This is a genomic window from Stenotrophomonas sp. YJH_SMC_122, from assembly GCF_059369535.1.
In genome coordinates this window covers 68,448-84,235 of sequence record NZ_JCAFST010000006.1, presented here as the reverse complement: position 1 = coordinate 84,235, position 15,788 = coordinate 68,448, and the positions used below count along the sequence as shown (strand labels likewise).

The window sequence follows — 15,788 nt, the reverse complement described above, 5'->3', positions numbered from 1 at the left end:
GGGAAAGGTAGAGATTAGCCGTTCGCAGCAACGGCGGCAGCCGAACGTGCGTTCTGCGTGCGGGTTCCGGCCTGGTTGGCGCTGCAGGCGCGCGCGTACTCGCCCAGGCACAGGCCGATGCGGTGCTGCACCAGCGCGGTGGGCGTGTTGGCCAGCGTGCCCTCACGCACGGCGCGGTACTGCTCCGGCAGGTACTGGCTTAGCAGTACCAGTGGCGGCGCGTGCTGTTCCAGGTTGGCGAACAGGGTCTGCACCGCCTGCACCAGCGGGGGCTCACCCCAGTAGTAGCGGCAGCGGTCACTGAAGGAGTAGCTGCGCAGCAGGCGCAGCGCGGCGTCATCGCCCTGGTAGTAGGACTGCCAGTACTTCGGCTGCGCCACCATCACCTCGTCCAGCACCTGCGGCAGGCGCGAGCACTGTGCCGCCGGCAGCAGTTCGGCCTCGATCGCGGCCAGCGCGAACAGCGCTTCGCGGTAGGCGAAGGTGGCCGCGGGGCCGACCTTGAGGATGGCGAAGTGGTCGCGCACCAGCGCATGCAGGCCGCTCTCGCGCTGGTAGTCGGTGGAGTGCGCTTCGAACACGATGCGTGGCTGCTCTTCCAGGAAATCGGCCAGCGTGCTGGCAGCTGCGGCGTCGTACTCGTGCACGCTGCTGTGGTCGAAGTCCACGCCCGGCTGCACCACCATCGCGATCACGCGCTGCCACGCATCGCGCAGCTGCGGGGTATCGAAGGCCTGCCGGTGGATGGCCAGGGTCTGCGCGGCGGCGGCCGGCGTGGTCACCTGCAGGCCCTCGGCCAGCGAGGCTTCGCCTCCGGGAATCGGCACTTCGGTACCGATCACGTAGACCGGCGGCGGCAGGCCATGTTCGGCGGCGGTGCGTTCGGCGATCTCGGCCAGCTCGGCCGAGCGCGCAGCAACGATGGCATCGGGCAGCGGCACCGGGTCATCGGCGCAGGACATGCTGCAGTCGAGATGGATCTTGTGGAAACCGGCGGCGACGTAGGCTTCGATCAGTACGCGCGCGTGGGTCATCGCTTCGGCCGCCGGGCGCTTCTGCCAGGCATTCGGGCCAAGATGGTCGCCGCCCAGCATCAGCCGTTCGCGCGGGAAGCCTTCCTCATCGGCCAGCGTGCCGACGTAGTCGCGGTACTGCGGCGGGGTCATGCCGGTGTAGCCGCCGAACTGGTCGACCTGGTTGGAGGTGGCCTCGATCAGCAGCACGGTGCCATGCGCCAGGGCGACGTGCATGGCCGCGCGCAGCACCTGCTCGTTGCTGCAGCAGACGCTGTACAGGCCGACGTTGGCGCCGGCGCGGTGGGAAGCAAGCAGGGTCTGCAACGGGGACATGGTCACGCTCCGGTCAATCAGGAAAACGAGGGCTGGCAGGCGAGCAGGGCAGCGCCACGTGCGCCACCGGCATCGCCGAACCGTGGCGGCACGATCGGGGGGACCTGCACGCCATTGAACAGATGGGTGGCGATGGCGGCCGGCAGCTGCTGGTACAGCGGCGCGTACTGCGAGAGTCCGCCGCCGAGCACGATCACGTGCGGGTCCAGCGCCAGCACCAGCGCGGCCAGGCTGTGGCCGAGCAGGTCACGATGGATGTCCAGCGCCTTGCGCGCGCGGGCATCGCCGGCTTCGGCCAGCGTGATCACCGCACTGGCATCGACGGCGCTGCCTCCGAGGTGGCGTTCGATCATGGCCAATCCGCTGCCGGACACATAGCGCTCCACGCAGCCCTGCAGGCCGCAGCCGCAGTCCAGCAGCGGCAGGCCATGGCGCTGCAGCAGATGGCCGGGCACGCTCCAGTGGCCCCATTCGCCGGCCAGGCCGTTGAAGCCGGACAGCAGCCGGCCCTGCAGGCAGAAGCCGCCGCCGGCACCGGTGCCGAGGATGGCGCCGAACATGCTGGGATAGCCTTCGGCGGCACCGCCGTGCGCTTCCGACAGGGCAAAGCACTGCAGGTCGTTGCCGAAATGCAGCGAGCGTTGCAGCCGCGCCTGCAGATCCTGCGCCACGCACTGGCCGGTCAGTGCGGGCACGTTCGCGCTGAGCTGGCGGCCGCTGCGGCGGTCACGCACGCCGGGCAGGGCAATGCCGATGGCCGCATCATTCCGGCCCAGCGCGGCGTCGGCCTCGGCCACCAGCGTCACCACGGCCTGCAGGAAGCCATCGTAGTCGCCCTGCGGCGTGGCCACGCGGCGGCGCCAGGTGACCTGCATCGCCGCATCGCACGCCACCAGCTCGATCTTGGTGCCGCCGATGTCGATGCCATAGCAGGCGTGGGCGATCAGCTCAGCCATGGTGGATGGTGACGCCCTTGACGACGCGGTTGACGGTGCCATCCGGGAACGGGTTGTCCGGGGTCAGTCCCAGCGCGGCCGAGCGCTGCAGCGCGAACAGCTGCGCGAAGCCCAGCCACACCGGTGCCAGCCACGGATCGTCCAGCGCCGGCACGGTGAGGGTGTAGTCGTCATCGGCGCCGATATCCGAATGCGGACCGATCGCCAGCACCTGCCCGGCCACGCCATCGCGGCGCAGTTCTTCCAGCAGGTCCTGCTCGTAGCGGCGCGCGAGCGGCTGCACGCTGCGCAGCACTACCACCAGGGTGTTGCCATCCAGCGTCGACTTCGGGCCATGACGGAAGCCCAGCGGCGTGTTGGCCAGCGCCAGAACGCGGCCAGCGGTCAGCTCCAGCACCTTCAGTGCACACTCGCGGGCCAGCGCTTCCAGCGGCCCGCTGCCGAGGTAGATCACGCGGTTGAACGGGCGCTGCGCCAGCGCCGCCACCGGTGCGTCCCACTGCGCCTGGCCTTCGCGGGCCAGCGCGGCGATCTGCTTCAGGCGCGCCACGCGCGCATCCCACGGCGAACGATCGAACACGGTCAGTGCGGCCAGCAGCATGCAGGTCAGGCTGCTGGTCATGGCGAAGGCGCGGTCGCAGCTGGCCGACGGCATCAGCAGGGTGCAGGTATCGGCACGGCCGGCGCCACGGCGGGCCAGTTCGCCATCGGCGTTGCAGGTGATGTCGAGGAAGCGCGCGTCATCCACGTCGCTGCACACGCGGTCCACCGCTGCCACGCTTTCCGGGCTGGAGCCACTGCGGCCGAACGAGACCAGCAGGGTCGGGCGGTCACGCTGCAGGTACAGCGCCGGGTGGGTCAGCAGGCTGGTGGTGTGCACCACGCGCACCTCGGCCGGCCACTGTGCGTTGATCGCATCAGCCACCATCTCGGCGATGAAGCCGGAACTGCCGGCGCCTGTGAACAGCACGCGCTGGTTGGGATCGTCGAGGCTGTCGCCAAGGAAGGCCTGCAGGCGGTCGCGGGCACGCGACAGATCCTGTGCGAGTGCTTCCCACAGCGCAGGCTGCTGGGCGATTTCGGTTGCGGTATCGGCTCCGCCAAGGTGCTGCCAGGCGGACACATCGGAAAGCAGGGTGACGTCCATTCGGAGGTTCCAGTTGGGCCAGCGCACCATCTGTGTTTTCTTTCGAAATGTCAAACATCGAAAGTAAAAAGAAAGAAAACGGCCGGGTCACTTTCCCAGCCGGGGAGGGCCAGGAAAACGAAAGGACAGGCCAAATGCCGTATCGCACAATGCTTAACAGGCGCCTGCAAGCGCTTACACAAAGTATTGCGACGCAACAACTTTCGTTTCAATGGAATATATCTTCCTTTTTCCTTTCAATTTATTGACATCTTTCGAATCGCTGCCCTAGAGTCGGCCCAATCGCTTTCGAAACGCCCGGTAAACGGGTTGGGAGTCCGCGTGGAAAACTGCGTTCGTCGCTCGCCGCTGATGCTGGCCCTGGTGCCGGCATTGATGCTGGCGTCCATGCCGGCCCGCGCCGAGCCGGTCGGCAACCTGCGTTCGGTCAGCGCCAGCGACAGCCGCGATGGCGTGCGCGGCTGGGACCTGCAGACCGACAAGGGCGCGCGCATCCGCATCGAACTGCCGGCGACCGACATCATCCGCGTGCAGGCCGGCCGCAACGGCACGCTGACCGGTGCCGGCGACAAGGCCGCACCGATCGTGCTGCCGCAGCCCAGGGCGAACGTGCAGGCGCAGCTGGAAGAAGACGCGCAGGAAATCCGCGTGCGCACCGACGCACTGGTCCTGCATGTGCAGCGGCAGCCGCTGCGCATGCGCCTGGAACGCCTGGACAACGGCCAGCCCACCGCGCTGTGGCAGGAACTGCAGCCGCTGGACCTGGAGGCCACGCAGAGCGTGCAGGTGCTGTCCTCGCAGGCCGATGAGGGCTACTTCGGTGGCGGCCAGCAGAACGGCCGTTACCAGTTCAAGGGCCGCGAGCTGGAAGTGTCCTATTCCGGCGGCTGGGAAGAGGGCGACCGTCCCAGTCCTGCACCGATGCTGCTGAGCAGCCGTGGCTGGGGCATGCTGCGCAATACCTGGAGCGATGGCAGCTACGACCTGCGCCAGCCCGACCAGGCCACCCTGCTGCACCGCGAAGACCGCTTCGATGCCTACTACTTCGTCGGCGCCAACCTGCCCAAGCTGATCGAGCGCTACACCCAGCTGACCGGCCGCCCGAACATGGTGGCGCGCTGGGCGCTGTCCTACGGCGATGCCGATTGCTACAACGACGGCGACAACAGCAGGAAGCCCGGCACAGTGCCCGAAGGCTGGAGCGATGGCCCGACCGGCACCACGCCGGATGTGGTCGACAGCGTGGCCAAGCAGTACCGCGAGCACGATATGCCCGGTGGCTGGATCCTGCCCAACGATGGCTACGGCTGCGGTTACAAGCAGTTGCCGGAAACGGTGAAGGGGCTCGCGGGCTACGGCTTCCGCACCGGGCTGTGGACCGAGAACGGCGTCGACAAGATCGCCTGGGAAGTCGGCAAGGCCGGCAGCCGCGTGCAGAAGCTGGACGTGGCCTGGACCGGCAAGGGCTACCAGTTCGCGATGGATGCCAACCGGCAGGCGTTCAACGGCATCCTCGACAATTCCGATTCGCGCCCGTTCCTGTGGACGGTGATGGGCTGGGCCGGTATCCAGCGCTACGCCGTCGCGTGGACCGGCGACCAGAGCAGCAGCTGGGACTACATCCGCTGGCACGTGCCGACCCTGGTCGGTTCGGGCCTGTCCGGCATGGCCTACGCCAGTGGCGACGTCGACGCGATCTTCGGCGGCAGCGCCGAGACCTTCACCCGCGACCTGCAGTGGAAGGCGTTCACGCCGGTGCTGATGGGCATGAGCGGCTGGTCGTCGAATGCGCGCAAGCACCCGTGGTGGTACGACGAGCCGTACCGCAGCATCAACCGCGATTACCTGAAGTTGAAGATGCGCCTGACCCCGTACATGTACGGGCTGGTGCACGAGGCCGCGCAGACCGGTGCACCGCCGGTGCGGGGGCTGATGTGGGACTACCCGCGCGACCCGCATGCACAGGATGAGACCTACAAGTACCAGTTCCTGCTCGGCCGCGACCTGCTGGTGGCGCCGGTGTACCGCAGCCAGGCGGCCAGCCGTGGCTGGCGCCGCGACATCCACCTGCCGGCCGGGGGGTGGATCGACTACTGGGATGGCCGCCGCGTGCAGGCCGGTGCCGATGGCCGCCAGCTCGACCGCCAGGTGAACCTGGCCACGCTGCCGGTGTTCGTGCGTGCCGGTGCGATCCTGCCGATGTATCCGTCGATGCTGTTCGATGGCGAAAAACCGCTCGATGAAGTGACCTTCGACCTGTACCCGCAGGGCGACTCGCAGTACACGTTGTACGAAGACGATGGCAACACGCGCCGCTACCAGCAGGGCGAGTCGAGCACGCAGCAGATCCGCGTGCAGGCGCCGGCGCACGGCAGTGGCCCGGTGCAGGTGCAGATCGACGCGGTGCAGGGCCAGTACAACGGCCAGCTGGCGCAGCGCCGCTACGGCCTGCGCGTACTCAGCCGGCAGGCGCCGCGTGCAGTGCAGGCCGGTGGCCGTGCGTTGCCGGCGCTGGCCGATGCGGCGGCGTTCAACGGTGCGGCTGAAGGCTGGTACTTCGACGCGCAGGAGCGCCGCGGCACGCTGCATGTGCGCACGGCTGCCCAGGACATCCGCCAGCCACTGCAGCTGCAGCTGGACTTCGCGGTCGCTGCCGCAGCCGCCGATGATGCCTACCCGGCCGCGCCGGTGCTGGGCCGCGAACTGCCCGCAGACAGCCTGCTGGTGGTCAACCGCCCGGCCGAAGAGCCCGGCCATGCGCTGGAGAACGCCTTCGATGACGATCCCAACACCTGGTTCCGCAGCGTGCGCAACCAGGCCGTGCGCACCGGTGCGCACGAGTGGGTGATCGGCTTCGGCGAGCGCAGGATGATCGATGGCATCGACGTCGCGCCGCGCAACGACAAGAACTGGAAGCACGGCCAGGTGCGCGATTACGAGGTGTACCTGGGCGACAGCAACGGGGAGTGGGGCGAGCCGATCGCGCGTGGCCGCCTGCAACTGAAGGAAGGCGTGCAGCGCATCGACTTCCCGGCCCACGCCGGCCGCCTGCTGCGCTTCCGCGTGCTGAGCGTGCAGAACCCCGAAGGCGACGGCGCCAGCAGCACCGACCCGATGGTCACCGCCGCCCAGGGCAGCGCCCGCGCGTTCGATGCGCTGCAGCCCCGTGACGTCGGCCCGATCGCGCTGTCCACCTTCCACATCCTCGAACACCAGGAACCGGAGCGACCGGCCCGGCAGCGCTATCTCTCCGAGCTGCCGGTGCCGGCCGCGCTGGCCAGCCAGCTGCGTACCGACCAGTCCTTCCGTGGCGACGCCGGCATGCGCATGAACGGCCTGCAGTTCCGCCGTGGCCTGGGGGTCGGCGCCAACAGCCGCATCGACCTGCGCCTGCAGGGCGGCTGGCACCTGCTGCGTGCCGACCTCGGCATCGACGACGCCTGCCGCAACGCCGGCGGCCTGCAGTTCCAGGTATGGGGCGACAACCGCCTGCTGTACGACAGCGGCCTGGTGAAGGCGCCCGGCGTCGTCAAGCCGGAGCTGGACATCCGTGGCCTTTCCACCCTGAGCCTGCGCACGCTGGGTGCGCAGGGCAGCCAACCCGCCCAGGTCTGTGCCAACTGGGCCAACGCCGTACTGATCGGCCAGGAGGGCGACTCCGCCAGCATCGTCGCCCCATGACCCCCACGTAACACCGCTCCTCCCCCGCCCCATCCCGACTACGGCCCTCATGGCCGTGGCCCGGGAGCGTTTTGCCCGCCGAACGCCCACGCGCTCACTCAGTTGCGCCGCACCCCTGCCAGGAGAGAACCCCGATGTTGCCCGCCCGCCACCACCGCCCCCCCTGCCGCCCGATCGCTCCGCTGACGCTGGCCATTGCCGGCGCGCTGTTCTCGATTGTCGCTCCTGCTTTTGCCCAGGAGAGCAAGGACAACGCCACCGACCTGGCCCGTATCGAGGTCACCGGTTCCAACATCCGCCGCACCGACGTTGAAACCGCCTCGCCGGTGCAGGTGATCAGCAAGCAGGACATCCAGAACATGGGTGCGCGCACGCTGCTGCAGGTGCTCGACAACCTGCCGGCCGCTCGCCCGGCGCAGCAGGATGCGCGCTCGCTGTTCACCGGTTCCGATGGTGCCTCGCAGGCCAACCTGCGCGGGCTCGGCGCACAGGGCACGCTGGTGCTGCTGAACGGTCGCCGCCTGTCGTACTACGGTGCGCCGGCCGGCTTCCAGACCCAGTTCGTCAACATCGATGCGATCCCGGCCGCGGCCATCGAGCGCATGGAAGTGCTGACCGACGGCGCGTCGGCCGTGTACGGTACCGACGCGGTGGCCGGCGTGATCAACGTGATCACCAAGCGCAACTTCCAGGGGGCCGAGATCAGCTTCACCAACGACACCTCCTCGCGCATCGATTCCTACGGCGAGCGCCAGGCCAGCATCACCGCCGGCTTCGGTGACCTGGCCGAGAACCGCTTCAACATCTACGGTGCGGTCAACATGTACCGTCGCGACGCGATTCCGCTGAGCGATTTCTACGACAAGCGGCCCGACCAGTACTACGTCAACAATCCGAACTACCTCAACAACCTGCGCCTGGGTGTGGGCAGCAAGCCGGGCGAGTTCAACCCGGGCACCTACTTCGCGTTCGATCCGGTCACCGGCCGCCGCGTGCAGGAAGCTGCGCCGGGCTGCAGGAACGTGCTGACCAGTGAAGCGGCCGGCCCGCGTTGCGTCTGGGAAACCTGGATGAACAACGAGATCGATGCCGGCGCCAAGTCCGAGCGCAATACCGCCTACCTCAACGGCACTTTCCTGGTGGGTGACAGCACCGAGATCTTCGCCGAGGCGACCTACACCGACATCGACCTGCGCGCCAACGGCGGCACGCCGCGCACCTACGGCACCACCACCGGCAACCCGACCAGCTGGTTCTCGCGCAACACCGGCAACACCGTCAACCAGTTCCTGTACCCGTTCCTGGGCCCGAACAACGAGTACAACCACGCCAGCCCGCAGTTGAAGGCGATGATGGGCGGGGTGGTCGGCCTGAACTACCTGCTGCAGGATGCCGGCCCGAACTACTTCGGCCAGCGCAACACGGACAAGAGCTACCGCGTGCTGGCAGGCGCACGTGGCAATGTGGGTGACTGGAACTGGGAAACCGCATTCGCCAGCGCGGGTACCCACTCCACCACCTACCAGACGATCAACGTCAACACCAAGGGCTTCGAGAAGGCCTTCGGCCCATACACGATCGATCCGGGCACTGGTCGGGTGATCATCTCCGACCACCCGGCGTACAAGTTCGGCGAGATCAGCGAAGCCAACGCCGCGCTGATCCGTGAAGCATTCCCGACCTTCGACATCCAGTCGTGGACCCGCCTGCATACCCTGGACGGCAAGATCGAAGGACCGCTGTTCCAGCTGCCAGCGGGCGAGATGCGCGCCGCGTTCGGCTTCAATGCCAGCCGTGAGACCTTCTACACTCCGGGCAACGCCGATGCGGCCAACGGCCTGATCACCCAGCAGGGCGGCTCGTGGTTCGACGGCAAGCGCAACACCTACGCGCTGTTCGCCGAGACCGTGGCACCGATCACCGACAAGCTGGAACTGGATGCGGCGGTGCGCGTGGACAAATACCCGAACTTCAGTGCCAACATCGCGCCGAAGATCGGCTTCAAGTACCAGGCGTTCGATCAGCTGATGCTGCGCGGCACCTATTCCACCGGCTTCCGTGCACCGAGCCTGGCCGAGTCCGGCAACGGCGGCGTGTTCGCCCAGCTCGGTGGCTTCCGTGACGAATTGCGCTGCGGCGAGACCAATGCCATCGCCAACCTGCTGCTGAAGTCGCAGCGGCCGGGCGACGTCGATCTCGGCAAGACCCTGCTGAACGTCGATTGCAGCCGCACAGTGGCGCGCATGACCCAGCCGAACAAGGACCTGAAGCCGGAGAAGGCGAAGATCGCCACCCTCGGCTTCGTCTACGAGCCAGCGAGCTGGCTGTCGGTGTCGGCCGACTACTGGTTCATCTACCGCAACAATGAAATCGTTGCGCCGGATTATCGCCGCATGGAAGACATCATCTCGATGTCGCGCTCGCCGATCACCGACAGCGACCGCGCCAATCTGGCCCAGCTGGCGGCCATGTGTGCCGACCCGGCCAGTGGCGTGAGCTGCCCGTCGGTGCTGCCGGGCTATTCGGCCGGCAACGTGGCCAGTGTGGTCGGCCAGTACAAGAACCGCGGCAAGACGCTGATCGACGGCTTCGACATCGACGCGCGCAGCCGCTTCTCGCTGGGCGACTGGGGCAACCTGAACATCGGCCTGGCCGCCACCATCGCCAACCGCAACCGCTTCTACATGGACGCGGAGAACGGCTGGTACTACGGCGACGTGGTGGGCTATTACAACAACCCGCGCCTGCGTGCCACGCTCAATGCCGACTGGACCTACAAGCAGGTGACCACCAGCATGTTCGTCAACTACGTCGGCGGAACCAAGTGGGCCACCGACCAGATCGACGAAGAGAGCAACAACAAGGAAACCTGCACCGGCGGCTACCTGGCCCTGCAGAAGAGCAAGTGCGATGGTGCACCGTCGTGGTGGACCGCCAACATGAGCGTCACCTGGCGCCCGGATGATGCGTGGAACCTGAGCTTCACCGTCAAGAACCTGTTCAACCGCCTGCCGTTCTACGATCCGAACAGCTTCCTGGGTGACTCCAGTGACTACGCCACCATCTTCGGCCGTGGTTACAGTGTGACCATCGGCTACCGGTTCAAGTAATTCCGTTTGCGTGACCTGGCGTACCGGCTGCGGCCGGCACGCTGCCAAGAGGAGAGATGTTTGCCATGAAGCGTAGGGAATTCATCGCGGCCAGTGCCGCTGTCGCCGCCAGCAGCCTGCTGCCGCAGACCCCGGCATGGGCACGCGGGCGCAAGGTGCGCCTGGCGATGATCGGTACCGGCATGCGCGGGCTGGTGCTGCTGAAGGAGCTGGTGCGTCGCGACGACGTCGAAGTGGTTGCCCTGTGCGACATCGAGCCGATCATGCTGGGCCGTGCCACAGAGATGGTGGCGAAGGCCGGCAAGCCCGCGCCGAAGACCTATGGCCAGGATCGTGATACCAACGCGTGGAAGCGCCTGCTGGAACAGAAGGGCATCGATGGCGTGATCATCGCCACGCCGTGGGAGTACCACGCACCGATGGCGATTGCCGCGATGCAGGCCGGCGTGGCCGTGGGCTGTGAAGTGGTGGCCGGCATCACCCTGCAGGACCACTGGGACGTGCTGAAGACCCAGCTGAGCACCGGCACCCCGTACATGCTGCTGGAGAACGTCTGCTACCGCCGCGACGTGATGGCGGCGTTGCAGATGGTGCGCCAGGGCCTGTTCGGCGAACTGGTGCATCTGCAGGCCGGCTACCAGCACGACCTGCGCGGCGTGAAGTTCAATTCCGGCGATCCCAACCAGCCCTACGACAGCGGCGTGGAGTTCGGTCCCAAGGGCTGGAGCGAAGCACGCTGGCGCACCGAGCATTCGGTGGAGCGCAACGGCGAGCTGTATCCCAGCCACGGCATCGGCCCGTGCGCGATGTACACCGGCATCAACCGTGGCAACCGCTTCACCCACATCAACGCCTTCGCGACCAAGGCACGCGGCCTGCACGAATACACCGTGGCCAAGAGTGGCGGCACCACCCACCCCAGCACCAAGGTGAAGTTCAAGCTCGGCGATATCGTCACCACCACGCTGGCCTGCGAGAACGGCGAGACCATCCTGCTGCAGCACGACACCTCGCTGCCGCGCCCGTATTCAATGGGTTTCCGTGTGCAAGGCACCAAGGGCCTGTGGATGGACGTGAACCATTCGATCCACATCGAAGGCCGCAGCCCGCCGCACCAGTGGGAAGAGTTCAAGAAGTACCAGGACGAGTACGAGCACCCGCTGTGGAAACAGAATGCCGACACTGCCGCCAGTGCCGGCCATGGTGGCATGGACTGGTTCGTCATCCATGCATTTGTGGAAGCGCTGAAGGCCAAGGCGCCGATGCCGATCGACATCTATGATGCGGTGACCTGGAGTGCGATCACGCCGCTGAGCGAGCAGTCGATCGCCAACGGTTTCCAGACGCTGGAGTTCCCGGACTTTACTGCTGGTGCGTGGAAGACGCGCAAGCCGATCTTCGCGTTCGATGGTAAGTACTGATCTGCTCTGTGTAGAGTCGAGCCATGCTCGACTGCTTTGAACACAACGCCGGGCATAGCCCGGCGTTGTTGTTTGTGGCGTCCCCCTACCAAGCCCATGCTAGGCTCGGCTGCGTGCCGGACAGTTGATGTCAAACGACAGAGAGGAGCTGCCTGATGCGCCTGCTGACCTTCACCTGTCCACTTTGCGGCGCCGCGGGGCAGCGGTTTCCACTGCTTTCCGCATCGAGACGGCAGGCGAAGACGGCATGCAGGGGATGTGGCGTGGTGCTGCGCTCGGATCCTCGCTTGGGCCTGTATACGCTCTACCTGTTGTATACGCAGATCATCGTAATGCTGGCTGCATTACCCATGATCTGGGCCTATGCCTCGGGCCGATGGTTCTGGCTGGCTGCGATCTGGGCCGTGGTGTTGATGTTGTCCTGGGTCCCCGGCGCGATCAGGCACGCACGAAGTCCGATCGTGCGCGCCTGGCGCGATCCCGATTACAGCTATGCGCGCAGGCCGGGCGCTACCACTACGCGCGCCGCTGCAAACCCCGGGCAGGGTAGCGATGTGCCAGGTGCCAGCCAATGATCCGGCCGATCATTCTGCTCCTGACCGCAAGCATGGCCGCGTGTGCATCGCACCCGGCCGATGCCGTGCAGTGTCCCGAGGCCACGATCACCTACATCGGCAGTGAAACTGTGGATACCGTGGTCCTTGGCAGGTTCCAGATCGCTACGGAGGGATCGCAGGCACTACGGCTGCCACTGGCCAGCGTGGATCGGCAGGCGCATGCACACGCGGTATCGACCGATATCCGCGACGAACACGGTCTGGCCTGGCGTCCCTTCAGTGTTGTTCTGGAAGAGCTCAAGCCGCCGGCTGCGGACCTGGTGGTTGCACGTGGTGAGATTGAAACCTTCCTGTACGACGGCAAGGGCGCCTTCCTGCCCGGTGCCGTGCAGAAAGGGCAGGCGCTTTCCATCGTCGTGCGCGATCTTCAAGGTTGCACACATCGCTCGATGCCGTTCGCTCCTGAGCCACGTTGACGTGGAAGCGCAAGCGAGAGGCCCGGGGTGACGGGAACGAGCAGGGGAAGATGGCGCGCCCGGAGGGATTCGAACCCCCGACCAATGGCTTCGGAAGCCACTACTCTATCCGGCTGAGCTACGGGCGCGTTGTAGAACCGCCGCGCCGTCGGCCAGTGCCGGGGCGGGCATCGCAGCGCCATGAAGCGGTGCGGGACCGGCATTCTATCCAGTTTCGCCGAACAAATCTCCCCCCACGGGCAAAGCCCTGCCAGAGGGGCAGGAGTATCCTATCGCCATGGCTGATACCCCCCTCACTTCGCCGCAGTCGCCGGCGACGCCGCGTTGGCGGCATTACTGGAGTCTGATGCGCGCTGATCGCCCGATCGGCACGCTGCTGCTGCTGTGGCCCACCTGGTGGGCGTTGTGGCTGGCCGCGGGCGGCCTGCCGCCGCTGTGGACGCTGTTCGTGTTCACCGCCGGCGTGTGGCTGACCCGCTCGGCCGGTTGCGTCATCAACGACTACGCCGACCGCTGGCTCGACCCGCATGTGGAGCGCACCAAGGCGCGCCCGCTGGCCACCGGTGCGATCAGCGGCCGCGCCGCGCTGGCGCTGTTCGCCGTACTGATGCTGGTGGCGTTCGGCCTGGTGCTGACCCTGAACGGGCTGACCATCGGCCTGAGCTTCATCGGCGTGTTCCTGGCTGCCAGCTATCCGTACCTGAAGCGCTACACCCATCTGCCGCAGGTCTACCTGGGCATGTCGTTCGGCTGGGGCATCCCGATGGCGTTCGCCGCCGTGCAGGGCGAGGTGCCGATGCTGGGCTGGCTGCTGTATGCCGGCAACATCCTGTGGTCCACCGCCTACGACACCTGGTACGCCATGGTCGACCGCGAGGACGACCTGAAGATGGGCTCGCACTCCACCGCGATCCTGTTCGGTGATCTCGACCTGGTCATCCAGGGCGTGCTGTACGCCCTGTTCCTGGCCACGATGGCGCTGGTCGGCGTGCGCGGCGGGCTGGGCGGGTACTACCTGGCCGGCGTGGCCGTGGCCACCGCGCTGGTGGTGTACGAGTTCTGGATCTGCCGCAACCGCGAACGCGGCCCGTGCTTCAAGGCGTTCCTGCACAACAACTGGGTGGGTGCCGCGCTGTTTGCCGGCATCGCCGTGGACCTGGCGCTGCGCTGATCCCAGGCCTGGTAGAGCCGGCCGCTGGCCGGCTGGACCCGTGTGTGATCCGGAGGTTGCCGGCCAGCGGCCGGCACTACCGTCCTCCGCCAGCTACGACGATTCCCGGGCATGGTAGAGCCGGCCGCTGGCCGGCTGCACGACCATCCCGATTGGGAAATTGCCGGCCAGCGGCCGGCACTACCGTTCTGTACCACCTACGACCAATAGGTGGCTGACAGCCCACACCCCACCGCCCAGAATCGGTCCATCGAACCTGGGAGGGTAGGCGATGGCCTCGACGGCAGCAGGACAGGACGGCTGGATGGCGCGCGCAGCGCTGCGCTCGGCCGCCTGGGCGGAAAAGTGGTTCCCCGATGCGTATGTGTTCGCGGTGCTGGGCGTGGTCATCGTCGCGCTGGCCGCGATGGGCTTCGGCTCGAGCCCGCAGGCCACGGCCAGCGCCTTCGGTGACGGCTTCTGGAGCCTGATCCCCTTCACCATGCAGATGGCCTTCGTGGTCATCGGTGGCTACGCCGTGGCGACCGCACCGGTGGTCGCACGCTTCATCGACTTCCTGGCCCGGGTGCCGCGCACCGGACGCGGTGCGGTGGTGTACGTGGGCCTGGTCAGCATGCTCGCCTCGCTGCTCAGCTGGGGCTTCTCGCTGGTGTTCGGCGGCCTGCTGGTGCGCGCGCTGGCCCGCCGCAGCGAACTGCGCATGGACTACCGCGCCGCCGGTGCGTCGGCCTATCTCGGTCTGGGCGCGGTGTGGGCCATGGGGTTGAGTTCCTCGGCCGCACAGCTGCAGGCCAACCCGGCCAGCATGCCGCCGGGGCTGGTGGAGATCACCGGCGTGTTGCCGTTCACCGAAACCATCTTCCTGTGGCAGTCGATTGCGCTGACTGCAGTGCTGATCCTGGTCTCGCTGCTGATCGCCTGGCTGACCGCACCGGCTGCCGGCAGTGCGCGTACTGCCGAGGAGTTCCCAGGCGCTGCGCAGGCCGAGCCGGAACCGCTGCAGCGACGCACGCGCCCGGGCGAATGGCTGGAATACAGCCCGCTGCTGACCGTGCTGCTCTCGCTGCTGGCGTTCGGCTGGCTGTTCAACGAGTTCGCCAGCAAGCCGGTGGTCACTGCCATCGCCAACCTCAACACCTACAACTTCCTGTTCATTTCGCTGGGCCTGCTGCTGCACTGGCGCCCGCGCAGCTTCCTCAACGCGGTGGCCAAGGCGGTGCCGAGCACCACCGGCGTGCTGATCCAGTTCCCGCTGTATGGCGGTATCGCGATGATCCTCACCCACGCCGCCGGCGGTGATGGGCAGACCCTGGCGCACCGGTTGTCGAGCCTGTTCGTGCACGTGGCCAGCACCGATTCGTTCGCGCTGGTGATGGGCGTCTACTCGGCGGTGCTGGGCTTCTTCGTGCCGTCCGGTGGCGGCAAGTGGATCATCGAGGCGCCGTACGTGATGCAGGCCGCAAACGAGCTGAAGGCGCACCTGGGCTGGGCGGTGCAGGTCTACAACGCGGCCGAAGCGCTGCCGAACCTGATCAACCCGTTCTGGATGCTGCCATTGCTGGGCGTGCTGGGGCTGAAGGCACGCGACATCGTGGGCTTCACCTTCATCCAGTTGCTGGTGCACATTCCGCTGGTGCTGGGCCTGCTGTGGCTGCTGGGCATGACCCTGGCGTATGTGCCGCCGGTGATGCCCTGAACGCAGGGCTGGCGTGCGTGCTCGAACAGGACGCCAGCTCCGTTCAGCGCGTGTTTCCGGCAGAGCACGCCATGAATGGGCGTGGCGCCAAGGCCGGCATGAGCACATGCCGAACCCGCATGAATCCTTCATCGGCTTGTGCCGCAAGAGGCTTTGCCCGTTCATTCACGCGCGTACACATCCGTGTAGCCGCCCACCAACGCGCGATTAACTCTTCGCTGCAG

10 protein-coding genes and 1 tRNA gene are annotated in these 15,788 nt (G+C 66.9%); 7 read left to right on the top strand and 4 right to left on the bottom strand.

All coding sequences use genetic code 11. The features are described from left to right. Nucleotides 1-14: 14 nt before the first annotated feature. From AC5P66_RS10080 to AC5P66_RS10070, 3 genes are read right to left on the bottom strand one after another with little or no spacing between them, the layout of a single operon-like run. Nucleotides 15-1,349, bottom strand: coding sequence for a D-tagatose-bisphosphate aldolase, class II, non-catalytic subunit (locus tag AC5P66_RS10080; RefSeq protein ID WP_495216281.1), 1,335 nt, complete (start codon nucleotides 1,347-1,349; stop codon nucleotides 15-17). Nucleotides 1,350-1,366: 17 nt separating this feature from the next. Then, nucleotides 1,367-2,305: an ROK family protein gene (locus AC5P66_RS10075; RefSeq protein ID WP_049417012.1), complete on the bottom strand. Its 939-nt coding sequence runs from the start codon at nucleotides 2,303-2,305 to the stop codon at nucleotides 1,367-1,369. After that, on the bottom strand, nucleotides 2,298-3,452 hold the full coding sequence (locus tag AC5P66_RS10070) for an SIS domain-containing protein (protein WP_495216279.1): 1,155 nt from the start codon (nucleotides 3,450-3,452) through the stop codon (nucleotides 2,298-2,300). Before AC5P66_RS10070 ends, AC5P66_RS10075 begins: the two co-directional genes overlap by 8 nt. 321 nt (nucleotides 3,453-3,773) lie before the next feature. Here AC5P66_RS10070 and AC5P66_RS10065 point away from each other — a divergent pair, with 321 nt between their 5' ends. The 5 genes from AC5P66_RS10065 to AC5P66_RS10045 all read left to right on the top strand — a co-directional run bounded on the left by AC5P66_RS10065 (nucleotide 3,774) and on the right by AC5P66_RS10045 (nucleotide 12,697). Beyond that, complete coding sequence (locus AC5P66_RS10065) at nucleotides 3,774-7,133, top strand: TIM-barrel domain-containing protein (RefSeq protein WP_495216278.1); 3,360 nt, start codon at nucleotides 3,774-3,776, stop codon at nucleotides 7,131-7,133. Between the two features lie 134 nt (nucleotides 7,134-7,267). After that, nucleotides 7,268-10,243 carry a TonB-dependent receptor domain-containing protein gene (locus AC5P66_RS10060; protein WP_262222970.1) on the top strand — a complete coding sequence of 992 codons (2,976 nt, stop codon included), beginning with the start codon at nucleotides 7,268-7,270 and terminating at the stop codon, nucleotides 10,241-10,243. Nucleotides 10,244-10,308: 65 nt separating this feature from the next. Next, nucleotides 10,309-11,664 (top strand): Gfo/Idh/MocA family protein, encoded by a 1,356-nt coding sequence (locus AC5P66_RS10055; RefSeq protein WP_099496146.1) that lies wholly within the window; start codon nucleotides 10,309-10,311, stop codon nucleotides 11,662-11,664. Nucleotides 11,665-11,819: 155 nt separating this feature from the next. Continuing rightward, nucleotides 11,820-12,239 (top strand): hypothetical protein, encoded by a 420-nt coding sequence (locus AC5P66_RS10050; RefSeq protein ID WP_019661622.1) that lies wholly within the window; start codon nucleotides 11,820-11,822, stop codon nucleotides 12,237-12,239. Beyond that, nucleotides 12,236-12,697: a hypothetical protein gene (locus AC5P66_RS10045; protein ID WP_021203366.1), complete on the top strand. Its 462-nt coding sequence runs from the start codon at nucleotides 12,236-12,238 to the stop codon at nucleotides 12,695-12,697. The genes AC5P66_RS10050 and AC5P66_RS10045 overlap by 4 nt, the downstream gene beginning before the upstream one ends. 51 nt (nucleotides 12,698-12,748) lie before the next feature. Here AC5P66_RS10045 and AC5P66_RS10040 read toward each other — a convergent pair. Then, a tRNA-Arg gene (locus AC5P66_RS10040) sits at nucleotides 12,749-12,825 on the bottom strand. Nucleotides 12,826-12,974: 149 nt separating this feature from the next. Here AC5P66_RS10040 and ubiA point away from each other — a divergent pair. Beyond that, a complete protein-coding gene (ubiA, locus tag AC5P66_RS10035; RefSeq protein WP_005411493.1) occupies nucleotides 12,975-13,868 on the top strand; it encodes a 4-hydroxybenzoate octaprenyltransferase in 894 nt (297 codons plus the stop codon). A gap of 271 nt (nucleotides 13,869-14,139) precedes the next feature. Continuing rightward, nucleotides 14,140-15,564: a short-chain fatty acid transporter gene (locus AC5P66_RS10030; RefSeq protein ID WP_180879535.1), complete on the top strand. Its 1,425-nt coding sequence runs from the start codon at nucleotides 14,140-14,142 to the stop codon at nucleotides 15,562-15,564. The last annotated feature ends 224 nt before the right edge of the window (nucleotides 15,565-15,788 follow it).

Bases quoted from the DNA above. Each gene is read 5' to 3' on its own strand.
- AC5P66_RS10080 (WP_495216281.1), bottom strand. From the start codon at position 1,349: ATGTCCCCGTTGCAGACCCTGCTTGCTTCCCACCGCGCCGGCGCCAAC.
- AC5P66_RS10075 (WP_049417012.1), bottom strand. From the start codon at position 2,305: ATGGCTGAGCTGATCGCCCACGCCTGCTATGGCATCGACATCGGCGGC.
- AC5P66_RS10070 (WP_495216279.1), bottom strand. From the start codon at position 3,452: ATGGACGTCACCCTGCTTTCCGATGTGTCCGCCTGGCAGCACCTTGGC.
- AC5P66_RS10060 (WP_262222970.1), top strand. From the start codon at position 7,268: ATGTTGCCCGCCCGCCACCACCGCCCCCCCTGCCGCCCGATCGCTCCG.
- AC5P66_RS10055 (WP_099496146.1), top strand. From the start codon at position 10,309: ATGAAGCGTAGGGAATTCATCGCGGCCAGTGCCGCTGTCGCCGCCAGC.
- AC5P66_RS10050 (WP_019661622.1), top strand. From the start codon at position 11,820: ATGCGCCTGCTGACCTTCACCTGTCCACTTTGCGGCGCCGCGGGGCAG.
- AC5P66_RS10045 (WP_021203366.1), top strand. From the start codon at position 12,236: ATGATCCGGCCGATCATTCTGCTCCTGACCGCAAGCATGGCCGCGTGT.
- ubiA (WP_005411493.1), top strand. From the start codon at position 12,975: ATGGCTGATACCCCCCTCACTTCGCCGCAGTCGCCGGCGACGCCGCGT.
- AC5P66_RS10030 (WP_180879535.1), top strand. From the start codon at position 14,140: ATGGCCTCGACGGCAGCAGGACAGGACGGCTGGATGGCGCGCGCAGCG.